Here is a 20,884-nt window from a genome sequence, read left to right as displayed (position 1 = left end):
CAAGCGACTAGCTTGGGGTCAGGAGATTCCCTGGAGAGGCTTGGTGCGCAAACCCCCGCCATTCGACAGCCAGTATGAAGCCGCAGGCAGCCTTGCCGAAAGGATTGCGGCCGAGGGAGCCTATTGCGTGGCCGCGATCGGCGCCTTCGGCGGCGACGAAACGCGATCGGCCGACGAGGTCTTCCTCGAGCAGAATGCCCGCTTCCAAGCCCATATCTCCGATGCTGCGGCGCTCGACGCCCAACTGGCCGAGCTGGTCTTTTGCCTCGACCGGCTGACGGCCGAGGTTTCAGCCGATCTCGACAGTTTCCGGGGGCTGACGCTGCGCGAGAAGATGGCCGGCTGGGTGTCGCGCCAACGGATGTGGCGCATGTATACCGAACGCGTGCGCGAGGCGCCGGTCATCGAGCGGCTGCTCGACCTTTTGACGAAATCGGACGCGCTGGCCGGGCTGATCGCCGGCCAGCGCGCCGCGCTCACCGAACGGCACAAGGCGGCCGAACTCAGCCTTGTCGATATCGTCGAGCAGCGGCGCCGGCTGGTCGTTTCCATCGATATCGCCCGCCTCAAGATGAAGGAGCTCAATGCCAAGGCGCTGACGACGCAGGGCCGTATCGGCGTCTATGGCAACAGGGCGCATTGGGAGCAGATGGAGGCGGAGCGGCGGGCGCTGAAGGCGGAGGCCGAGCGGATTTCCGCCGGGGAGCACGAGATGCGCGACGACAGCCAGCGGCGCGAGCGCTTCATCGGCCTGTTCCAGACCTTTGTCGATTCGCTGAACGGCCGGATCGCCGCCTGCAACGCACTGTTGCGCAAGCTGTTGATCGACGTAGAAGAGCGGCTGATCATCTACCAAGCGCAGGTCGATACCGACCGGCCGGGCATGAAGGTGAGAATCAAGCCGGAACTCTTTCCCGATATCGCCGCACCGATCAGGCTGTTCGAGAAGGGCATGCTGGTCGCCCAGGATCTGGAGCGGCGCAAGAGCCGCGCCGATCTCGAATTCGCCAGAAGGTTTCCGACCTATGCCGAACCGCCGCCGGAAACATCGGGAGCGCCTCTGATCGACACGGCGCGCAGGTCCTTCCGTTTCAACTGGCCTTTCCTGCGCCCCTGACCCGCAGGGCGAGGCATACCCCTCTTCCGCAATGCTTTCATTCCGAAAAATCGAAGGGCTCGTGTTGTGCTCGGCCCATCGAGCGCATATGTGGGATGCAGCGGGGCGGCAATGTCCCGATGTTCGCCTCGCCTGACAGGAGACGACGATGCTTGACCGGATAGCCGGTTTTTTCAGGCTGATCGGCCAGACGATCGGCCGCTGGGCCCGCTTGTTTTTCGCCTGGGCCTTCTGGCCCTTTCTTGCCGCGCACGGCTGGTATCAGCGCCGGAGTTGGATGATCCGGCTCCCGGTCATCGCTTTCGTGGCGCTGCTGGTCGTGCTCTACGGTTACTTCTTCTGGCAGACGCAGGTCTGGTCGAATTTCAACACCGCTTTCGTCGACCAATACCGGCTTTCCGAACGCAAGGTTGCCGCCGGGCAGGAAGTGCCGGTCGCCGAGGGGACGAATGCTGCGCCTGCCAAGACCTGCCAGCGCTCGGCGATCGTCGACGTCGCGGCCGATCTGACAGATTTCAATGTCAATCAGAATGCGTGGATCTCCTCCATGCTGCTCTACAAGATGGGCTTCTTCGGCATCGACTGGGATCACACGCCTTTCCTCGACAACAAGGCGTCGTTCCAGCGCGGCGTCAATCAGGCGGTCCGGCGGACCTCGGCGGAGCTGGTCGATACGCTTGGGCGCGTCCGCGGCACGTCGGGCATCAACAACGACCTGCAGAGCGCGCGTGGCAATCTGCAGTTCGACGAAAACAGCTGGTATTTCGGGCTCAATCCCTTCGGGCCAAAGACGCCGACGCCTTCCTATTATCGCTCGGCGATCGGCAGTCTGCGCAAATTCAACACCGATCTCGCCCTCTGCAATGTCATTTTCGACGGCCGCGCCGACAATCTGATGCAGTTCATCGACCGCATTGCCAACGATCTCGGCGGCACTTCCGACATGCTCGCGGAGCGCTCGGAAAACCACAATCGCGGCTGGTTCGATACACGCGCCGACGACCGATTCTGGTTCGCCTATGGCCAGCTCTATGCCTACTACGCCATCCTTGCCGCCGCGCAGGCGGATTTCTCGCAGGTGGTGCAGGAACGCAATCTCGGCGCGATCTGGGGCAGCACGACGCGGCAATTCCAGGCCGCACTGCGCATCCAGCCCGCGATCATCTCGAACGGTCGCGAGGACGGCTGGATCATGCCGAGCCATCTTGCCACCATGGGCTTCTATATTCTGAGGGTGCGCTCCAACCTCGTCGAGATCCGCTCGGTGCTCGACCGGTAGAGCAAGCAATCAGATTTCAACGCATTCACACACGCTGTGCTGAAGATGTCGGGTTCCCTGTCGGCGGCTGCAGCCGACGCCGGCACGATGAAAGATACGTCCAGAAGCAGCTCGGCCGAATTGACTGCCAATGCCGACGGGGACCGGTTCCGCGTAGTGTCAATCTCACTCGACCGTCTTCGCGTTGGGGAAAGACTGCTATGGACAGGTCTCATCACTGGCGGCAATGTTGCTCAGGATTCGATGCAGGGACCTGGCATGGAGAATCTCGAACTCTTCGAACGTTTCGGGCTGGCGATAGCCATAGGCGCCATTGTCGGCGTGGAACGCCACTGGCGTGAACGCGATGAGGAGGAAGGAAAACGCACTGCTGGGCTGCGCACTTTCACGCTTGCCGGTATGTTGGGGGGGCTTGCCGGCTTCATCGAGCAGGCCGTTTCCGCTCCGTCGACGCCCCGTGGGCTCGTCGTTACCGGCATCCTGATTGCCTTTTCGGCCGTCTTCGCGCTCTATCAGTACCGGGAATCGGAGGCATCCGGCAGCTATAGCGTTACCTCCGTCATCGCCGGGATGGCCACTTTTTCGCTTGGGGCGCTGGCTGTGCTCGGGAGCCTCACCCTTGCGGCTGCAGGCGGTGTAGCGCTGGTGGCGATATTGGCTAGCCGCGAGGTGCTGCACGGCTTCATGAAAACGCTGACCTGGAATGAACTGCGTTCGGCGATCATATTTCTCGCGATGGCCTTCATCGTATTGCCGGCCCTTCCCACAACGCCCATCGGTCCCTTCGGCGGCGTCTCGCCGGCTGAAACCTGGATGCTGGTCATTCTGCTCGCCGGCATTTCCTTCATCGGCTATGTGGCGGTGAAGGCGCTTGGGCAAACGCGCGGCGAACTGCTTGCCGGAGCCGTCAGCGGCCTGGTCTCCTCAACAGCCACCGCCATCAACAATGCCCAGCTCAGCGCCGCCGGTCATCCGCCACAGGTGTTGGTCGCCGGAGCGCTTGCTGCCAATGCAGTCTCCTGCCTCAAGGTCGCGTTGTTTTCGGCCCTCATCGCCGCGCCGATCGCGTGGCGGATCGGCCCGGCGCTCGTTGTCGCCGCTCTCGTCATGGGCGGCATTTCCCTTTTGATCGCGCGTCGCAATACCACGGAAAGTATATCCCACAATTCGCGTAACCCCTTCGAACTTCCGGCAGTGCTGAAAATGGCGCTTCTGCTCGTCGCCGTGGCCTTTCTGGCGCGAGCATCGGCGGCTTGGTTTGGCGATGCAGGCCTGCTGACCGTTTCGATGCTCTCGGGTATCGCCGATGTCGACGCCATTACCGTCACCGTTGCCGGCATGCTTGACAGCATCGGCACTGAGCTTGCAGCGACCGCTCTTGGCGTTGCAGTAATCTCCAACACCGTGGCGAAAAGCGGCTATGCCGTCGCGCTCGGCGCGAGCGCCTACAGCATACGCTTCCTCTTGGTCAATTCCGGAGCGCTCGCTGCGGGATTCTTCGTTTACCAAACCCTGCCTGCGCTGGTGCAAGCAGTGGTCCTTTAGCGCTGAGGGCGGTCAGCGGGGTATCGTGTTGTCCTCGAAGCCGACGACGCGCAGTTTCTCGACGAATTCATAGGTGATGCCGACGATGCCGCCGCCGCTTTCATCGCTTCGGAAGCGGCCAACGCTGCGCACCAGCTTGTAGCCGCCAAGCCGGTTGTCGACGCGATAGACGAAATGGAAGCCGACGCCGTGAAGGCTCGCCTCTTCGAAGGTTTGGGCGATCAGGCTGCGGTCCTCCTCGTGGATGCGCGACATCAGCTCTGTCAGGTTGACAGGGCCATCGCTGTAGGGGAGGCCGAAGATTGCGTGGACATCCTCGCTTGCAAAGAAATGTCCGGTCTCGATGTCGATGCGCCAGAAGCCGAAAAGACGATAGGAGCCAAGCATCTGGACGACTTCCGCATCGGTGATGCCGATGTGGGCGCGGGATTGTTCTGTCTTGTCAATAACGGGCTGTTCGAAGTGAAGAGGCACGATTCCCCCAGATCACGGGACGACGTGCCGACTCTCTTCTGATTCCTCAGTTGATCAGCTTCAATCGAATTGCCTTAGCTACCAACTGGGTCCGGTTGACGCAATCGAGTTTTTTGATCGCGTTCGTCATATAGGCGTTCACCGTATGGTCCGAGAGCGCCAAAATCTGACCGATTTCGATTGAGGTCTTGCCCTGGGCAGTCCATCGCACAACTTCTAGTTCTCGAGTCGACAGCGCGTTATGCGCGCACTCCTCATTGCGCTTGACTGCATTGTATGCATCGAGTGCATGGAGAATGATCATTGCCAGCTCGTTGATCTCGCTCTGGCCGAGTGCGGCGCGCTCGCCACAGAACCAAAAGACGAGACGCTGGCCGTCGGCTGCAATGGTCGGCATGGCAACGCCTGCCGGTATGGCATGGCGCAGCATCAGGGCACGAAGTTCGGCCGGAAAGGCCTGACCATTGGAGGCGTCGTTGAGGTGCCAGACCGGCGGCACGGCAGACTCCCTTAACCTTACGCCGAAAGGGCAGCCGCGCATCATGTGGGCTCGGTCGAAATCCCTGACATAGGCGGCCGGAAGCGAGCTCTCGATCAGCAGGGGTTTCAAGAGGAGGTCTTCGGGGGAGGGGGCGTGCATCAGCGTCGCATGCGACAATCCGAAGGCTGTGGAGACCCTGCCGAGTGCCTGCGCGAACAGGCTGCGCGTTCGTGCGGTCGCAAGCTCTGCCGAAAGCAATGACTGTCTTTCAGAGGTAGTCATGTAAGACATTTGTACGCCCCCGGGCAGCCCTAATGTTACCGCTATCAAATACAGAAAATCGGCGGGATGCTAGCCCCAATTGACCTAACGCAAGCCGATTCATTCAAATTGTGAAAAATTAGCCACAGTAGCTCGCGCCCCGGTTGAGTTTCGACTTGCAAAGATAGCGTCGCGGTATCTTTGAGTTCCTCCATGGCCGCCTAACTATAGATCTCGCCCAACCGGGCAGGGAGAGAATCACTTTGGAGAATTTCGGGGGCAGAACACGGATCCCCCCGGCACCGGCGTAAAGGCGATTGGGCCGGTCCACCTGCAGCGCTTTGCGCGGGCCGGGTGATCTGCCGTGAACACGGCCGCAGCGGGTCGCCATGTCAGCCGGATTGCGAATGAGAGAACAAAGATAAGAGGACCGCAGCGGGCGTCGAAATCCGACTTGCTGGCAGTCAATCCAATTGCTAAGCGTATGCTCAGTACAACTGAGGCAATTTAATCGTGCGCTTTGCAATTTCCTTTTTGGTGAAGTGTCTATTTTCCAGATTATTACTTGTTTTTCTCCTTTTGACCTTGCCGATCGGGGCGGCAACCTCGCAGGCTGCCGGGGAGAAGAAGGCGGCACAGCCGCCGATGAGCTTCATCCTCGTGCGTAGTCATCTCTGCCAGGAAAACTGTCCGGAATGGATATCGGCGGAGGGGCGCATAACGTCCGATACGCCCGCGCGGCTGAGAAAAATACTCAAGAAGATCGGCGGCCGTAAATTGCCTGTCGTTTTCCGTTCGGAAGGCGGCGACGTCGATGCCGCCTATGCGATGGGCCGGATGATCCGCAAGGCCGGGCTGGAAACGGCGGTCGGCGGCACGCGGCTCAAAGATTGCCCGGTTGGGGATATGCGCTGCCAAGCCGCTATTGCCAAGGACGGTAGCGCGGTCGGTTACACCTATTCGTCCGGTGCATACTGCTTTTCCGCTTGTCCGCTGGCGTTCGCCGGCGGTACGTCGCGTGTCGCATCGCAATGGGCCTTTATCGGTGTCCACCAGATCACGACCGTCTACAACAAGGTGCGTGTTTCCTATCGCATCGAATATAAGATCGTGAACGGCAAGAAAAAGGAGATCTCCCGCAAGGAGGTCGGACGCAAGGTGGCGGGACGGAGCAGTTCCACCAAACTTGGAAAGAAGGCCACCGCTGCCTTGACGGCCTATCTGAAAGAAATGGGTGTCAGCGAGGATCTGATTGGTCTGATGATGAGCGCCACGCCTGACAGCATCAACATCGTAGCACCCGCAGATGCCCTTCGAATGGGGCTTTCGACGGACATGCTGGCTTATAATGAATGGCCCGGGATGCCGCTCTGCGCGCCGGATGCAGCGGCCGATGCTGTCTGTCACAGCCATCCGGCAGCCGAAGCGCCTGTGGCGGCTAAGGCGCCTGTATCTAAGACGCCGGTATCTGAGGCGCCCGCGCAGAATGCGGCCGCAGACACAAGCGGGAGTCTGCCGAAAACCCGGCCGATGGACTTCCTCCTGATGTCCAATGGCAACTGCCAGGAAGAGTGCAGACAGTGGATTTCTGCGGATGGAGACATCACGCCGGATACGCCGGCTCGGCTGAAGGCGATGTTGATGACGCTCGGCGACAGAAAGCTGCCGATCGTCCTTCAGTCTAGTGGCGGGGACATGGATGCGGCTTTCGCGATGGGGCGTATGATCCGTGCTGCAGGTGTGGAGACCTCGATTGGCAGAACGCAGTTGCCGAATTGTCCAAAGCTGGATCCGCGTTGCAAAGTCAGCATCGCCAAAAGCGGATCGACCGAGGGCGAAGTCTTTGCCGGCCGTGCGTACTGCCTTTCGACCTGTACTCTTGTCCTGATGAGCGGAACGCCGCGGATTGTCGGATATTCTTCGATCGGCATCGTTAGGCCCACGACGACTGAATATACGACATTCTTCGCTTATTTCGACGAGATGGGCGTCAATGCCGAGACATACGAGACGATGATGCCCGCCACATCAACTGAGCGAGGAAGTATCATACTTCCTTCCGAGGCGCTCAAGCTTGGCATCATCAATGGTATCCTCCCTTATGATGAAGAGCCCGGCTTGCATGTCTGTGGGCCGGAGGCGAAGGAGAGCCTTCGATGCCCGAGAAAAGCTGAGGCAGAGATCGTTCCTGTTGCTGCTTCGGTCAATTGATCTCAGAACGCGAAAGAGCATAGCTCGGCGTTTGCGTCGGGCTGCTGCTTGTTCAAGCTCCGAAGGCGCCTCGTGCCGCCTGTCAATCCTTATCCTTCAGATCATTTTTCGACGTGACGCTCATCAGCTTCTCCAGGAAGCCGAGCATGACGGCGGAGGCGACGAAGGCAAGGTGCATGAAGGTCAGCCACATGATCTTGCCGTCCGCATATTGGTCGGCGTTGAGGAAGACCTGCAGCAGATGGATCGAGGAGATGGCGACGATCGAGGAGGCGACCTTGATCTTGAGGCTGCCTGAATCGAGTTTGCCGAGGAAGGAGACTTCGCTGTCGGCCTCGTCGACCTCGTCGAAGCGGCTGACGAAATTCTCGTAGCCGGAGATCATCACCATGACGATCAGGCTTGCGACGAGGGCCGCATCGATCAGGCTGAGCATGGCAAGGATCATCCCAGCTTCGTCCAGTACGAAGACGCTGGCGGCAATCTTCAGAAGCTTGTAGCCGAAGGAAACGGCATAAACGGCCAGTGCCAGCACCAGGCCAATATAGAAGGCCACGAGGATCCAGCGGCTCGACAGGATGATGCGCTCGACGAAGATTTCCAATGCTTTCATGTCTTCACCCTAAGAAGCCGCAATTGTTGACCGCCACATAAACGCCTAGCGCATCGACCCGAAAATCGAAACCGATTTTCGGGTCGATGCGTAGATTCAAAGTGTTACAGCGTCCCTTTGCGCGTCTGAAAAGACGCGCGGCGCTGTAAGCGTGGCGACCGCAAGGCGCGGGTGCTATTCACACCCCGCCGATATTTCGCTATCTCGATGAAGAGAAAAACAACGACTCCGCTCCCGCGGAGGCCGACGGGGGAACATCCATGCCATCAATCAAATCCGATATCGAAATCGCGCGCGCCGCGGCCAAAAAGCCGATCTTCGAAATCGGGGCGATACTGGGCATTCCGGTCGAGCAACTCGTTCCCTATGGTCACGACAAAGCGAAGGTCAGCGCCGAGTTCATCGCCGCGCAGGCGGGCAAGAAGGACGGCAAGCTGATCCTCGTCACCGCGATCAATCCGACACCGGCGGGCGAGGGCAAGACGACCACCACCGTCGGGCTCGGCGACGGGCTGAACCGGATCGGCAAGAAAGCTATTGTCTGCATCCGCGAGGCCTCGCTCGGTCCCTGCTTCGGCGTCAAGGGCGGCGCGGCCGGCGGCGGTTATGCGCAGGTCGTGCCGATGGAAGACATCAACCTGCATTTCACCGGCGATTTCCATGCGATCACCTCGGCGCACAATCTGCTGGCGGCGATAGTCGACAACCACATCTACTGGGGCAACGAAGAGAATATCGACATCCGCCGCATTACCTGGCGGCGGGTCATGGACATGAACGATCGGGCGCTCCGCAGTATGGTCTCCTCGCTCGGCGGCGTCGCCAACGGGTTCCCGCGCCAGGGCGGGTTCGACATCACCGTCGCCTCCGAGGTGATGGCGATTCTCTGCCTTGCCACCGATCTCAAGGATCTGGAGCGGCGGCTCGGCGACATCATCATCGGCTATCGTTTCGACAGGACGCCGGTGCATGCGCGCGACCTGAAAGCCGACGGCGCCATGGCGGTGCTGTTGAAAGATGCGATGCAGCCGAACCTGGTGCAGACGCTGGAGAACAATCCGGCCTTCGTGCATGGCGGGCCTTTCGCCAACATCGCCCATGGCTGCAATTCGGTAACGGCGACGAAGACGGCGCTGAAGCTCGGCGACTATGTGGTGACGGAAGCAGGCTTCGGCGCCGATCTCGGAGCGGAGAAATTCTTCGACATCAAATGCCGCAAGGCGGGGCTGAAGCCGGATGCGGCCGTCATCGTCGCGACGGTCAGGGCGCTGAAGATGAATGGCGGGGTGAAGAAGGAAGATCTCGGCACGGAGGATGTCGTCGCACTGAAGAAGGGCTGCGCCAATCTTGGCCGGCACGTCGCCAATGTGCGCCGTTTCGGCGTGCCCGTCGTCGTGGCGATCAACCATTTCGTCTCGGATACCGAGGCCGAGATCGCGGCGGTCAAGGAATTCGTCTCGAGGCTCGGCGCCGAGGCGATCCTCTGCCATCATTGGGCGAAAGGTTCGGCCGGCATCGAGGAACTGGCGCACAAGGTGGTGGAACTGGCCGAATCCGGGCAGGCGAAATTCCAGCCGCTTTACGGCGACGATCTTTCGCTGTTCGAGAAGATCGAGATCGTCGCCTCGAAGATCTATCACGCCGGCGAGGTGACGGCCGACAAGGCGGTGCGCGACCAGTTGCAGACATGGGAGGAGCAGGGTTACGGCAAGCTGCCGATCTGCATGGCGAAGACGCAATATTCCTTCTCCACCGATCCGAACCTGCGCGGCGCGCCGGAAGGCCACATCGTTACCGTGCGAGAGGTGCGGCTTTCGGCAGGAGCGGGCTTCGTCGTCGCCATCACCGGCGAGATCATGACGATGCCGGGCTTGCCGAAATCACCGTCGGCGGAACGGATTTTCTTGAACGACCAGGGTTATATCGAGGGGTTGTTTTAGAGCCGGCTTCAGAAGCTCTTCGGCCACCGCTGAGATGTGTGCAAGATGGTTAGAATTTCAATTTCGTTTTCTTTAGCGCGATATGCGACAATATAGGGAATGTCGCTCAGCACCATTCCCCTTGTCCCGCGACGCGCCCAACTTTTCCCATCAACGGATAATCCGGCATCGTCTCCACGATGGATTGGATACGGGCGATGACCCTCGCCGCGGCGCCTTGATCGTGACGGGCGATGTAAACGCCGATATGATCAAGGCGGGCAAGCGCTCTGCGGGTCCATTTGATGCGCAGGCTCATTTTCCAGAAGGGTTGCCGATATATTTTGACAGGACTGCGGCGACATCCTCATCGGAGGCGAAGTCGCTTTGGTCGGCTTCGCGAACGGCAGCCTCGATCTCCGAGAGTTGCCATTCCTCCCGTTCGATGAATTCTTCGATCGCCACGGCTGCGATCTCGGCCGACGAAAGCTTTCGCCTTTCGGCCAGGCGATCCAGACGGGAAACTGTGGAATCTTTCATCTGGAAGCTCAACAAGGTCATGGTAGGCACTCCGCCGGTTCTTCGTGCCGAAGTTTAGTGGTTGGATGACCCGATTCAAGCGGGAATCGTAAGTCTTTGAAATAACTAATGGCAATAACGATAGCCACCCTTCCTCTCGATGACGTCGAGATGGAAATGGGTTTCGTGGGCCGCGTCGCTTTCGGGGTCGAGGACGGTGGTGAAGTAGAGGCAGCCGGCGGCGCTGACGGTGCGCTGGAAGGCGCCGGTGAGGGTCGGATCCTCGCGGCGGGAGCGGACGGCGACATCCTCGCCCTTTTCGAAATGGAAGCTCGCAATATCGATGGCGTTGCCGCGGGCATGTTCGGAGATCTTGCCGGTTCCGGCGCCGTTGCGCAGGCGGCACATATAGGACGTTGCCTGGTTGACGGTGGTGATGCGGCCCTGCTCCGGCAGGGCGGCGGAAGCCGCCGGGATGACGCTGTCCTTCATCCAGCGGGCAAGGGCCAGTGCCGCCGCGCAGCGGATCGTCGCCTCCGGCTTCAGCCTTATGCCGGGCAGGGCTTCGGAGACGATGATCGGCTTGTCGATGCCGCAGCCGTTACCGTCGTCGATGCGCGCCGTGTCCTTGAAGACGACGCCCAGGGACTGGAGTGCGGCCGTGCATTCGGCATGTTCCGCATCGCTTTCGGGTTCGATCGTCAGGTGTTGCTCTTCAAGTGTCTGCTCGCCGGGCGGCTTACCTTCCTCCGTCGGCGGCTGCGAGCTTTCGGGGCTGCCCGGCGGCCGTGGTGGACCTTGCATCGGTTCTGCCGACCCGGGCTTTGACGGTGCGGCCTGCGGCGCTGGCGGCTGGCTCGATGCCGGTGCCTCCGGATCCTTGACATCGGGGACATCGGGTTTCGGCTGAGGGGCCGGGACTTCTTCAGGTGCGGGCGGTTCCACTTTTTCCGAGGAGGGGGAGGTGGGGTTGGTCGCCTGTCCGGCATCTGGCCGAGGTTCGGGCATCGGGCCTTGCGGGGGCAGGCGGGCACCGGCAAGAAAGGCGGTAGCGGCGAAAAGGATCGCCAATGTCGAAAGTTTTCTCAACGCGTCCGATTCCTCGTATCCCTGGCTGATGACAACGCATGAGGGCGTTTTTCGTTGCAATTGTGCAACGTCCTTGAAGATCGCTAAAACTTGATAGATATATTCAACATAAAACCATGACTTATGTTGACAACGCTCCCCCTGTTTTTTATGCGGCGAAAAGAAGGCGGAATTCTACTTCGTCTTCATCCGCAAAAACCCAGCCAGCCCCTCGAGCGTGCGACACGCCACGACCAGCCAGCCCGGTAATCATCATTAGAGGGTAGGTTATGATCGTCCGGCATTGGCGTTCGGTTCTATTGGTCTGCACGGCAGCCACAGTTGTTCTTCCTGTTTCGCAGTCTTTCGCGCAAAGCGCTACGGCAACCGAGCCGCAAGCCACGGCTGAGGACAGCACTGTCCTGCAGAAGATCGTCGTCAAGGGCAAACGCGTGGCGCCGGGCAGCGTCGCCGACACGCCGCTTGCGACCGAGATCACCGCGAAGCAGCTCGAAGAAAAGCAGGTCACCAATTTTGACGATATCGGGCGCAGCGTCGATGCAGGCGTGAATTATTCGCGTGGTGACGCAGGCTTCAACCTGCGTGGCCTTTCCGGTGCTCGCATCCTGACCACCATCGACGGCATTCCGATCCCTTACATTTCGAACAGCTCGCGCCAGGGCGCCTTTGCGCCGGCCAACGCCAACGGTGGCGGCGACACCTTCGATTTCGATTCACTGTCTTCGCTCGATATCGTGCGCGGTGCGGATTCGAGCAAGGGCGGTTCCGGCATGCTCGGCGGCGCCATCGTTCTCAATACGCTGGAGCCGGAGGATCTTATTCCCGAAGGCCGGGATTGGGGTGCGATCGTCAAGTCGACCTATGACAGCGAAGACCGCAGCATTTCCGGCTCGGCCGCCGCTGCCAAGAAGATCGGCAACACGTCGATCCTCTTTCAGGGCGGCTACCGCAAGGGCCATGAGCGCGACAATATGGGCGACAATGACAGCTACGGTGCTTTTCGCACCGAGGCGAATCCGGCTGATTTCGATCAGAACAACCTGCTCTTCAAACTACGCCAGGAGCTGGAAGGCGGCCATCGCATCGGCTTGACAGCGGAACGATTCCGCCGCGATCTTAAGACCGACCTGCGCCAACTCCAGGGAGGCACCAGTCCTCGCAACTTCATGATCGACAATTATGACGGTCGCGAACTGCGTGACCGCGATCGCGTATCGCTCGATTATGATTATGAAGCGCAGTCCTCCGACGCGTTTTTCAGCAGTGCGCGTGCCACGCTCTATTGGCTGGATTTGAAGAAGGAAGCCGGCAGCAGGGGCCGTACGACCGCCAATGTTGCTTATGGGCGTAACAACGAGATTGAAAACGAAACCTGGGGCTTCAGTGGCACGGCAACGAAGGATTTCGAATATTCCGGTCTCAGCCACTCCGTTCGCATTGGCCTCGACGTCGGCGTTTCGAGCTGGAGCCAGTATAGCTGGGCCCTTTGCCCGACATCGACGACCTGCCCGTCGCTGAACAACCAGGCGGAAGTGCCCGATGTCGACAGCCAGAATCTTGGGCTTGTTGTCGAAGACAAGATCGAAATCGGCAATACCGGCTTCGCGCTGACACCCGGCTTCCGCTTCGACTGGTTCAACTACAATCCCTCGACCGGCGGAAGTTTCGTAAGCAATACCGGGCTTACCCGTTTCGGGGACCTGAACGACCGAACGGAAGCCGGCCTGTCACCGAAGATTCTTGCGACATATGACCTGACGCCTGACGTGCAGCTCTACATGCAGCTGGCAGTCGGCTTCCGCGCACCCACCGTGGACGAACTCTACAGCCGATTCTACAACCCGACGGGCCGCTACGCCCAGCTCGGCAATCCTGATCTGGAGCCCGAAATCGGCCGCGGCGTCGAAATCGGCGCTAATTTTGACACGGGCGATTTTACCGGTCGGGTCGCGGCCTTCCACACCCGCTACCAGAACTTTATCGAGACGGTGACGAGCGTCGACACGACCGGCTTTACGGAATTCAACTACACGAACGTGTCTGCGGCCACGATCTCCGGTATTGAAGCCAGCGCCGCCAAGACATTCAATAACGGCATCACTCTGCATGCGTCACTTGCCTATGCATATGGCAGAAATGAAGAAACCACTCAGCGCCTACGCTCGGTGGCACCGTTCAAGGCGATCGTCGGCGGCGGCTGGAGCAACGAGAATTTCGGTTTCGACCTTTCTTCGACGCTGTCGGCCGGCATGCTCACCGACCATCTCGATACGCCCCTCAGCAATACCAACGACACGACCTTCGATGCGCCCGGCTACGCAATCGTCGACTTGACTGGCTGGTGGACGCCGGAACAGGTGCCGGGCCTGCGCGTGCAGGCAGGCGTCTACAACATCTTTGATCAGGAACATTACAACGCGCTCGCCGTACGCGAGGTCAATCTGAGCTCGGCGACGGCGTCCCAGCCGCGGGAGTGGTATTCGGAGCCGGGCCGTACGTTCAAGGTCTCAATCTCCAAGACTTTCTGATCGCGATCACGCCTTCAAGGCTGGGGAGGGGCGGCTTTCGGGCCGCCCTTTTCATTCCGCATTCGCCTCTTGCGCAATCGCTGATCTCAGGCTAACAATTTTTCATGATCAAGTCCTTGAACATTGCTGTTTGGTGGTGGGTTCGCTAAGGCGGCCTCGACCAATCGTGTCCAAAGACGACGAGTGAGCCGCCCGAAACTTCGAGGCGGCTTTTTTTGTTTATGGCCGCCTGTCGTCCGGGCCCCGATAACGGAGTGGAACAATGGTAACGATCCTGCGGGATGATGGTGCGGAAATCTACGAGACCAAGGGCGGCATTACCGTCACTCGGCAGCGGCGGGCGATCCCCTACGGCGATGCGGTCTCTTCTTATGTCGACAAGCTCGATGAGCGCCGCGGCGCGGTGTTTTCGTCGAACTACGAATATCCGGGCCGCTATACGCGCTGGGATACCGCCGTCGTCGATCCGCCGCTCGGCATCTCTTCCTTCGGGCGCGACGTCTGGATCGAGGCCTATAATGAACGCGGCGAGGTGATCCTCGGCTTTGTGACCGAACGGCTGAAGACAGTCTCCGACATCGTGCTCGGCGCTTCCTCGGCCCGCCGCCTCGACCTCACCGTCAAGACGCCGGACCGGGTGTTCACCGAGGAAGAACGCTCGAAGATGCCGACCGTCTTCACCGTGCTGCGCGCGGTCACTGACCTGTTTTATTCGCAGGCGGATGCGAGCCTCGGGTTCTATGGCGCCTTCGGATACGACATCGCCTTCCAGTTCGATGCGATCGATCTGAAGCTGAAGCGACCCTCCGACCAGCGCGACATGGTGCTCTACCTGCCGGACGAGATCCTCGTCGTCGACAACTACGCCGCCAAGGCCTGGGTCGACCGTTACGACTTCGAAAAAGGCGGCGTGACGACCGAGGGCAAGGCGCAGGATATCGCAGCCGAGCCCTTCAAACACACGGATGCCATTCCGCCGAAGAGCGATCACCGACCGGGCGAATATGCCGAACTCGTCACCAAGGCGAAGGAAAGTTTCCGCAAGGGCGACCTTTTCGAAGTCGTGCCCGGGCAGAAATTCATGGAGCGCTGCGACAGTAAGCCGTCCGACATTTCAAAGCGGCTGAAGGCGATCAATCCGTCGCCTTATTCCTTCTTCATCAATCTCGGCCATCAGGAATATCTGGTCGGCGCCTCGCCCGAAATGTTCGTGCGCGTTTCCGGCCGTCGCATCGAGACCTGCCCGATTTCGGGCACGATCAAGCGCGGCGACGATCCGATCGCTGATAGCGAGCAGATCCTGAAGCTGTTGAATTCCAAGAAGGACGAGTCCGAGCTCACCATGTGCTCGGATGTCGACCGCAACGACAAGAGCCGTGTCTGTGAGCCGGGTTCGGTCAAGGTGATCGGCCGCCGGCAGATCGAGATGTATTCGCGTCTCATCCACACGGTCGACCATATCGAAGGGCGGCTGCGCGACGACATGGACGCTTTCGACGGTTTCCTCAGCCACGCCTGGGCCGTCACCGTCACCGGCGCCCCGAAGCTCTGGGCGATGCGCTTCATCGAGAGCCATGAAAAGAGCCCACGCGCATGGTATGGTGGGGCGATCGGCATGGTCGGCTTCAACGGCGACATGAATACCGGCCTGACGCTGCGCACCGTGCGCATCAAGGATGGTATCGCCGAGGTGCGCGCCGGTGCGACGCTGCTCAACGATTCCGTTCCTGACGAAGAAGAAGCCGAAACAGAACTGAAGGCCTCCGCCATGCTTTCCGCCATCCGCGACGCCAAGACCGGCAATTCCGGCAAGATCCAGCGCGACGTCGCAAGCGTCGGCAAGGGCATCAGCATCCTGCTCGTTGATCACGAAGACAGCTTCGTTCACACGCTCGCCAATTACTTCCGCCAGACGGGGGCGACGGTTTCGACCGTGCGTACGCCGGTGCCGGAGGAAATCTTCGACCGGCTGAACCCGGACCTCGTCGTGCTGTCGCCCGGACCCGGAACGCCCAAGGATTTCGACTGCAAGGCGACGATCAAGAAGGCGCGGGCGCGCAACCTGCCGATCTTCGGCGTCTGCCTCGGTCTGCAGGCGCTTGCCGAAGCCTATGGCGGGGAACTGCGCCATCTGGCGCTGCCGATGCACGGCAAGCCCTCGCGCATCCGCGTGCTGGAACCGGGCATCGTCTTCTCCGGCCTTGCCAAGGAGGTGACGGTCGGCCGCTACCACTCGATCTTCGCCGATCCCTCGACGCTGCCGCGTGAGTTCATCATCACCGCGGAAAGCGACGACGGCACGATCATGGGTATCGAACACGAAAAGGAGCCGATAGCCGCGGTGCAGTTCCATCCGGAGTCGATCATGACGCTCGGTGGCGATGCCGGGATGCGGATGATCGAAAATGTCGTGGCGCATCTGGCGCGCAAGGTGAAGACCAAGGCTGCCTGAGCGCAATTTCGCCTGGCCCTTCCTACTGTGGGAAGGGCCATCCTTCAGACCGTCGAGCCGCGACTTGACTTCTTCCGGCAAATCGGAACATTTCAGGAACGATCAATTGGAACCTATCGCCGTGGCCAATGCTGAAAAGTTCATCGTTCTCCCTTACCGCAAGAACCGCGGCAATCTCGTGCCCGGCGAAATGCGCCAGGCATCGAACTCCGTCAGCGCGGAAAAGATCGCTTCGGCGATGGCTGAGCGTTTCGTCGGCGTGGCGGCCTATGCCGTGATCGTCGACGAGGAGACCGGCGACATGTCGTCGCCGCGACTGCTTGCACGATATGGCGAGATTGCCGATCTCAACGCCGCCTGAGGCGCCGTTTCAGCATGGAGACGTCACTCTACCTGCCGGTCAAAGCTTTCCTGGAGGCGGCCGGTTATGTCGTGAAGGGCGAGGTCGGCGGATGCGATCTCGTCGGTTTGAGCGATGCCGAGCCGCCGGTCGTGGTGGTCTGCGAATTGAAACTTTCCTTCAACCTCGAACTGCTTCTCCAGGCAGTCGATCGCGCGGCGATGAGCGATGAAGTCTGGGTCGCGGCTCGCGTGTCTGCCAAGGGCCGAGGGCGAGAGGCCGACAAACGTTACCGCGATCTCTGCCGGCGGCTTGGTATTGGCATGCTCGGCGTTTCCGATAGCGGCGAGGTCAGTGTCATCGTCAGCTCGGTCTCGCCGATGCCGCGCACCAGTCCGAAGCGGCGGACGCGTCTCGTCAAGGAGCATCAGCGCCGCCGCGGCGATCCCGCCGTCGGCGGCAGTACGCGGGCACCGATCATGACCGCCTATCGCCAGCAGGCGCTCGTCTGCGCCGCCGCGCTCGACAGGGGGTTGATGCGGCCGCGCGATATGAAGGCGCTTGCGCCCAACGCCGGCTCGATCCTGCGCGACAACTTTTATGGCTGGTTCGAACGCAGGGAGAAGGGCGTTTATGTGCTGACGCCTGAAGGGCAGGCCGCGCTCTTGCGCTGGCCGCAAATTATTCTCGCCGACCCCGCTCCTTGAGGCGCGCGGATGCGAGTCTCATTCCCTTTGACAAATCCGCTCTCTTCCCCCATATCACCATCAACTGAACCGCCTGCGCGACATTCGCGTGGGCGGTTTTGCGTTTCAACGGCTCGAAAGCTGCAATTCATTCGCAACCGCAGGGGAACGATATGAGTGACAACGGCGATCTTACGGTTCGCAAGCTGGCGATGTGGGGGATTCCGCTGTCGCTCGGTGTCATGGGGCTGAAGATGGTGGCCTGGTGGGTCACCGGCTCGGTGGCGCTGCTGTCGGACGGGCTCGAATCGTCGGTCAACGTCGTTGCCGCCTTCATCGCCTTCTTCGTCATCCGCTATGCGCAGAAGCCGGCTGATCACGACCATCCCTTCGGCCATCACAAGGCGGAATATCTGTCGGCTGTCACCGAGGGCGTGCTGATCGTCGTCGCTGCCCTGCTGATCGTCAACGAGGCTGTCGGTTATCTCGCCGAGCCGCGCATGCTCGACGCACCCGTGCTTGGCCTTGCGATCAACTTCGCGGCCGGTGTCATCAATGTGGTCTGGGCGCGGTTGCTGATCAGAACCGGACGCAGACATCGCTCGGCGGCGCTGACGGCGGATGGGCAGCATATCATGTCCGACGTCGTGACCTCCGTCGGCGTGCTCGTCGGCCTGCTGCTGGCGCTGGCAACGGGATATGCGATCTTCGACCCGGTGCTTGCTATTCTCGTTGCCGTCAACATCCTCTATCAGGGGTGGAAGGTGATCTCGCAATCGATCGGCGGGCTGATGGACCAGGCGGTCGAGCCGCAGGAGGAGGAGGCGATCAAGCAGGCGATTGCCACCCACGCGGCGGGCTCGATCGGCGTGCATGACCTGAAAACGAGGCGGGCGGGCACCGTCACCTTCATCGATTTCCACATGGTGGTGCCCGGCGCGATGTCGGTGCGGCAGGCGCATGATATATGCGACCGCCTTGAGGATGCCATCAGGGCAGTGCACGAGGGCGCCAAAATCGCCATTCATGTGGAGCCGGAGGGCGAAAAGGCCCACGGCATCCGCGTCAAAGTCGTCAAGGAGGCATGATGCCGAATACCGATGTTTCCAGCCTGTCGATGCTGGGTCACCAGACCGAAACCGCGCAGTCGCCGGAGGAGGCGGTGCTTGAAAAAGTGCCGTCCAACCATGCCGGCACCGATTACGTCGTGCGCTTCACCGCGCCGGAATTCACCTCCCTCTGCCCGATGACCGGGCAACCGGATTTCGCCCATATCGTCATTGATTACATTCCGGGCGAATGGCTAGTGGAATCGAAGTCGCTGAAGCTCTTCCTGCATTCCTTCCGCAATCACGGCGCTTTCCACGAGGATTGCTCGATCTACATCGCCAAGCGCATCGTCGAGCTGCTCGATCCCCGGTGGCTCAGGATCGGCGCTTACTGGTATCCGCGCGGCGGCATCCCGATCGACGTCTTCTGGCAGACGGGCAAGCCGCCGGAAGGCGTGTGGCTGCCGGAACAGGGCGTCGCCACCTATCGCGGCCGTGGGTGAGGAGCGGTCGGGCGCAGCCCGAGCAATCGATCCAGTGAATCGATTGCAGCGACGAACGCCCTGAGCCCAAGCGAAGGGCCGGGCAACGGTGCGGCAAGGTAAAACCAGCTGCCGCCCATGCCTTGGCCGTTAAACCTCAGACATCCGTGACGTCATCGCCGGACGAGTCGTCGCTGTCATCGTAGTCGGCCTGTTGCACGTTGGCGTTATCATTGTCATCGGCGGCGTTGTCCGAAGCCTGGCGGGCGTCATCGTTGCCGTAATAGTTGTTGATGACGGTTTCCTCGGTTGGTGCGCTGGCATTGCCGAGGGGATTGGCGCCGAACGGCGAACCCAAGCCGAGCGAGGACATGTGGTTGCCGAAAATGCCGCTCAGCGAATTGGCAAGCAGCATGCCGCCCGCCACGCCCGCTGCCGTGCCGAGCGCGCCGCGCAGGAAGCTGCCGCCGGCCGACGGCGCATAGGCCTGCTGGCTCCAGGGGCCGGTCGGCTGCTGCTGGGGCTGGCGGACATCGCGGTCGTAGCTGCGAGAGTCATCATAGCCGCGGGACTGTTGGCCCCAGGGACCGGGATTGGAGGGAACGGGGGCAGGCTGCTGCGTCTGCGTATTGCCGAAGATCGAGCTCAGGAAGCCGCCGCCCTGTTCGGCCTGGCGGTGTTCGCTCGTGCCGGCTTCCAGCTGGCGGACATGCTCCTCTAGTTCCTTGATGTGATTGGCTGCCGCCTCCAGCCCCTTTTCCTGAACGATGACGGCCTGGGCCAGATAATAGGTGGCGGAGGGCTGTTCGCGTGTCGCCTGGTCGATCAGGGCTTCGGCCTCGCGGTCGCGCGGTGTGGCCGCGGCGGTGCGTACGCGGTCGAAGAGGGCGGTCAGCAATTGGCGTTCTTCGGGTGACATGTCCTGCCTCCTATTATCGAATGCGGCGTTTGCCGCGTGAGGTTGAGGTAGGAACCGATTTAGGCTTTTCAAAGCCTTTCGCCGTTACAATTCGGTAAGGCTTGCAGAACGGCTCGCGGCTTCTTAAGGATATCTCCATCGCTTCGGTGCCTTGTGTTTTTCCTGCATTGTTTTAGGCATTGAGTCGCACTATGTGCGAGGAACCCGAATTCATCTCCAAGAGGTTCGAATGAACGACGAAGACCAGGACGACAAGACGAAGGAACTGCCGCTCGGCAAGGAAACGGAGGCGAATCTTTTCAAGTCGCGTTCGATCTTCATCTACGGACCGATCAATCAGGAATTGGCGCAGAAAGTCTGCTCGCAGCTCGTGGCGCTTGCCGCAGCCAGCGACGACGACATCCGCATCTATGTCAATTCGCCCGGCGGCCATGTCGAATCCGGCGATTCCATCCATGACATGATCAAGTTCATCAAGCCGAAAGTCTGGATGATCGGCACGGGCTGGGTCGCCTCGGCAGGCGCGCTGATCTATGTCGCCACTCCGAAGGAACGGCGCCTCTGCCTGCCGAACACCCGCTTCCTGCTGCACCAGCCCTCCGGCGGCACGCGCGGGATGGCATCCGACATCGAGATCCAGGCGCGCGAAATCATCAAGATGAACGAGCGCCTGAACAAGATCATGGCGGAGGCCACCGGCCAGCCGCTCGACAAGATCGCCAAGGATACGGATCGCGACTACTGGCTGTCGGCCGAAGAGGCGAAGGACTACGGCCTCGTTTCTCGGGTCGTGACCTCGCAGGCCGATATCTGAGTTTTTCTCGGCCGAAGCTGCCAAGAACCGCCCTTGCCTGCAGATATCAGGCAAGGGCGTTTTGTTTTGGTCGGCATGGAGAGGCCGGCCGATCGGACGACGCGGG

At 60.6% G+C, this 20,884-nt stretch carries 18 protein-coding genes and 1 pseudogene; 12 read left to right on the top strand and 7 right to left on the bottom strand.

Features of this window, described 5'->3' with window-relative positions; genetic code table 11:
- Window positions 1–43: 43 nt before the first annotated feature.
- The 3 genes from OIU37_RS08340 to OIU37_RS08330 all read left to right on the top strand — a co-directional run bounded on the left by OIU37_RS08340 (window position 44) and on the right by OIU37_RS08330 (window position 3,941).
- Window positions 44–1,117 carry a hypothetical protein gene (locus OIU37_RS08340; protein ID WP_264257107.1) on the top strand — a complete coding sequence of 358 codons (1,074 nt, stop codon included), beginning with the start codon at window positions 44–46 and terminating at the stop codon, window positions 1,115–1,117.
- 148 nt (window positions 1,118–1,265) lie between these two features.
- Window positions 1,266–2,396 carry a DUF2333 family protein gene (locus tag OIU37_RS08335; RefSeq protein ID WP_180694451.1) on the top strand — a complete coding sequence of 377 codons (1,131 nt, stop codon included), beginning with the start codon at window positions 1,266–1,268 and terminating at the stop codon, window positions 2,394–2,396.
- A 258-nt stretch (window positions 2,397–2,654) separates the two neighbouring features.
- Window positions 2,655–3,941, top strand: a complete 1,287-nt coding sequence (locus OIU37_RS08330; RefSeq protein WP_264257106.1) for a DUF4010 domain-containing protein — start codon at window positions 2,655–2,657, stop codon at window positions 3,939–3,941.
- A gap of 12 nt (window positions 3,942–3,953) precedes the next feature.
- Here OIU37_RS08330 and OIU37_RS08325 read toward each other — a convergent pair whose 3' ends face one another.
- Both OIU37_RS08325 and OIU37_RS08320 read right to left on the bottom strand, forming a co-directional pair.
- Window positions 3,954–4,415 (bottom strand): PAS domain-containing protein, encoded by a 462-nt coding sequence (locus tag OIU37_RS08325; protein ID WP_171604235.1) that lies wholly within the window; start codon window positions 4,413–4,415, stop codon window positions 3,954–3,956.
- Window positions 4,416–4,461: 46 nt separating this feature from the next.
- Entirely contained in the window at window positions 4,462–5,187 is a 726-nt protein-coding gene (locus tag OIU37_RS08320; RefSeq protein WP_171604360.1) for a LuxR family transcriptional regulator, read from the bottom strand.
- A 483-nt stretch (window positions 5,188–5,670) separates the two neighbouring features.
- Between OIU37_RS08320 and OIU37_RS08315 the strand changes: the two genes are divergently transcribed.
- Window positions 5,671–7,368 (top strand): hypothetical protein, encoded by a 1,698-nt coding sequence (locus OIU37_RS08315; protein WP_264257105.1) that lies wholly within the window; start codon window positions 5,671–5,673, stop codon window positions 7,366–7,368.
- 82 nt (window positions 7,369–7,450) lie between these two features.
- On the opposite strand, the gene OIU37_RS08310 is transcribed toward OIU37_RS08315, so the two are convergent.
- Window positions 7,451–7,981 carry a TIGR00645 family protein gene (locus OIU37_RS08310; RefSeq protein ID WP_171604233.1) on the bottom strand — a complete coding sequence of 177 codons (531 nt, stop codon included), beginning with the start codon at window positions 7,979–7,981 and terminating at the stop codon, window positions 7,451–7,453.
- 260 nt (window positions 7,982–8,241) lie between these two features.
- On the opposite strand from OIU37_RS08310, the gene OIU37_RS08305 reads away from it, so the two are divergent.
- The gene (locus tag OIU37_RS08305; RefSeq protein WP_264257104.1) at window positions 8,242–9,921 is read left to right on the top strand and encodes a formate--tetrahydrofolate ligase; all 1,680 of its coding nucleotides are present in this window, start codon (window positions 8,242–8,244) and stop codon (window positions 9,919–9,921) included.
- 8 nt (window positions 9,922–9,929) lie between these two features.
- Here OIU37_RS08305 and OIU37_RS08300 read toward each other — a convergent pair.
- The 3 genes and pseudogenes from OIU37_RS08300 to OIU37_RS08290 form a co-directional block, all read right to left on the bottom strand.
- Window positions 9,930–10,219 (bottom strand): annotated as a pseudogene (locus tag OIU37_RS08300) (type II toxin-antitoxin system RelE/ParE family toxin).
- Window positions 10,216–10,461 carry a CopG family ribbon-helix-helix protein gene (locus OIU37_RS08295; RefSeq protein ID WP_171604230.1) on the bottom strand — a complete coding sequence of 82 codons (246 nt, stop codon included), beginning with the start codon at window positions 10,459–10,461 and terminating at the stop codon, window positions 10,216–10,218. The pseudogene OIU37_RS08300 and the gene OIU37_RS08295 overlap by 4 nt, the downstream one beginning before the upstream one ends.
- An 84-nt stretch (window positions 10,462–10,545) precedes the next feature.
- Entirely contained in the window at window positions 10,546–11,568 is a 1,023-nt protein-coding gene (locus tag OIU37_RS08290) for an extensin family protein (protein WP_171604229.1), read from the bottom strand.
- A gap of 209 nt (window positions 11,569–11,777) precedes the next feature.
- Between OIU37_RS08290 and OIU37_RS08285 the strand changes: the two genes are divergently transcribed.
- From OIU37_RS08285 to queF, 6 genes are all read left to right on the top strand, one after another.
- On the top strand, window positions 11,778–14,036 hold the full coding sequence (locus tag OIU37_RS08285) for a TonB-dependent hemoglobin/transferrin/lactoferrin family receptor (protein WP_264257103.1): 2,259 nt from the start codon (window positions 11,778–11,780) through the stop codon (window positions 14,034–14,036).
- 262 nt (window positions 14,037–14,298) lie between these two features.
- Window positions 14,299–16,488, top strand: coding sequence for an anthranilate synthase (locus OIU37_RS08280; protein ID WP_264257102.1), 2,190 nt, complete (start codon window positions 14,299–14,301; stop codon window positions 16,486–16,488).
- 121 nt (window positions 16,489–16,609) lie between these two features.
- Window positions 16,610–16,849, top strand: coding sequence for a hypothetical protein (locus OIU37_RS08275; RefSeq protein WP_003561395.1), 240 nt, complete (start codon window positions 16,610–16,612; stop codon window positions 16,847–16,849).
- A gap of 14 nt (window positions 16,850–16,863) precedes the next feature.
- A complete protein-coding gene (locus tag OIU37_RS08270) occupies window positions 16,864–17,535 on the top strand; it encodes a DUF2161 domain-containing phosphodiesterase (protein ID WP_264257101.1) in 672 nt (223 codons plus the stop codon).
- A gap of 152 nt (window positions 17,536–17,687) precedes the next feature.
- Complete coding sequence (emfA, locus tag OIU37_RS08265) at window positions 17,688–18,602, top strand: CDF family cation efflux transporter EmfA (RefSeq protein WP_264257100.1); 915 nt, start codon at window positions 17,688–17,690, stop codon at window positions 18,600–18,602.
- The gene (gene queF, locus OIU37_RS08260) at window positions 18,602–19,066 is read left to right on the top strand and encodes a preQ(1) synthase (protein WP_182208751.1); all 465 of its coding nucleotides are present in this window, start codon (window positions 18,602–18,604) and stop codon (window positions 19,064–19,066) included. The genes emfA and queF overlap by 1 nt, the downstream gene beginning before the upstream one ends.
- Before the next feature lie 136 nt (window positions 19,067–19,202).
- On the opposite strand, the gene OIU37_RS08255 is transcribed toward queF, so the two are convergent.
- Window positions 19,203–19,964, bottom strand: a complete 762-nt coding sequence (locus OIU37_RS08255) for a DUF2076 domain-containing protein (RefSeq protein ID WP_171604225.1) — start codon at window positions 19,962–19,964, stop codon at window positions 19,203–19,205.
- Between the two features lie 229 nt (window positions 19,965–20,193).
- Here OIU37_RS08255 and OIU37_RS08250 point away from each other — a divergent pair, with 229 nt between their 5' ends.
- Complete coding sequence (locus OIU37_RS08250; RefSeq protein ID WP_168310610.1) at window positions 20,194–20,778, top strand: ATP-dependent Clp protease proteolytic subunit; 585 nt, start codon at window positions 20,194–20,196, stop codon at window positions 20,776–20,778.
- The last annotated feature ends 106 nt before the right edge of the window (window positions 20,779–20,884 follow it).

Source organism: Rhizobium sp. BT-226, assembly GCF_025847085.2.
Classification (GTDB): Bacteria; Pseudomonadota; Alphaproteobacteria; order Rhizobiales; family Rhizobiaceae; genus Rhizobium; species Rhizobium sophorae.
Note: the sequence above shows the minus strand (reverse complement) of the source record. Positions and strands in the feature narration are given on the sequence as shown.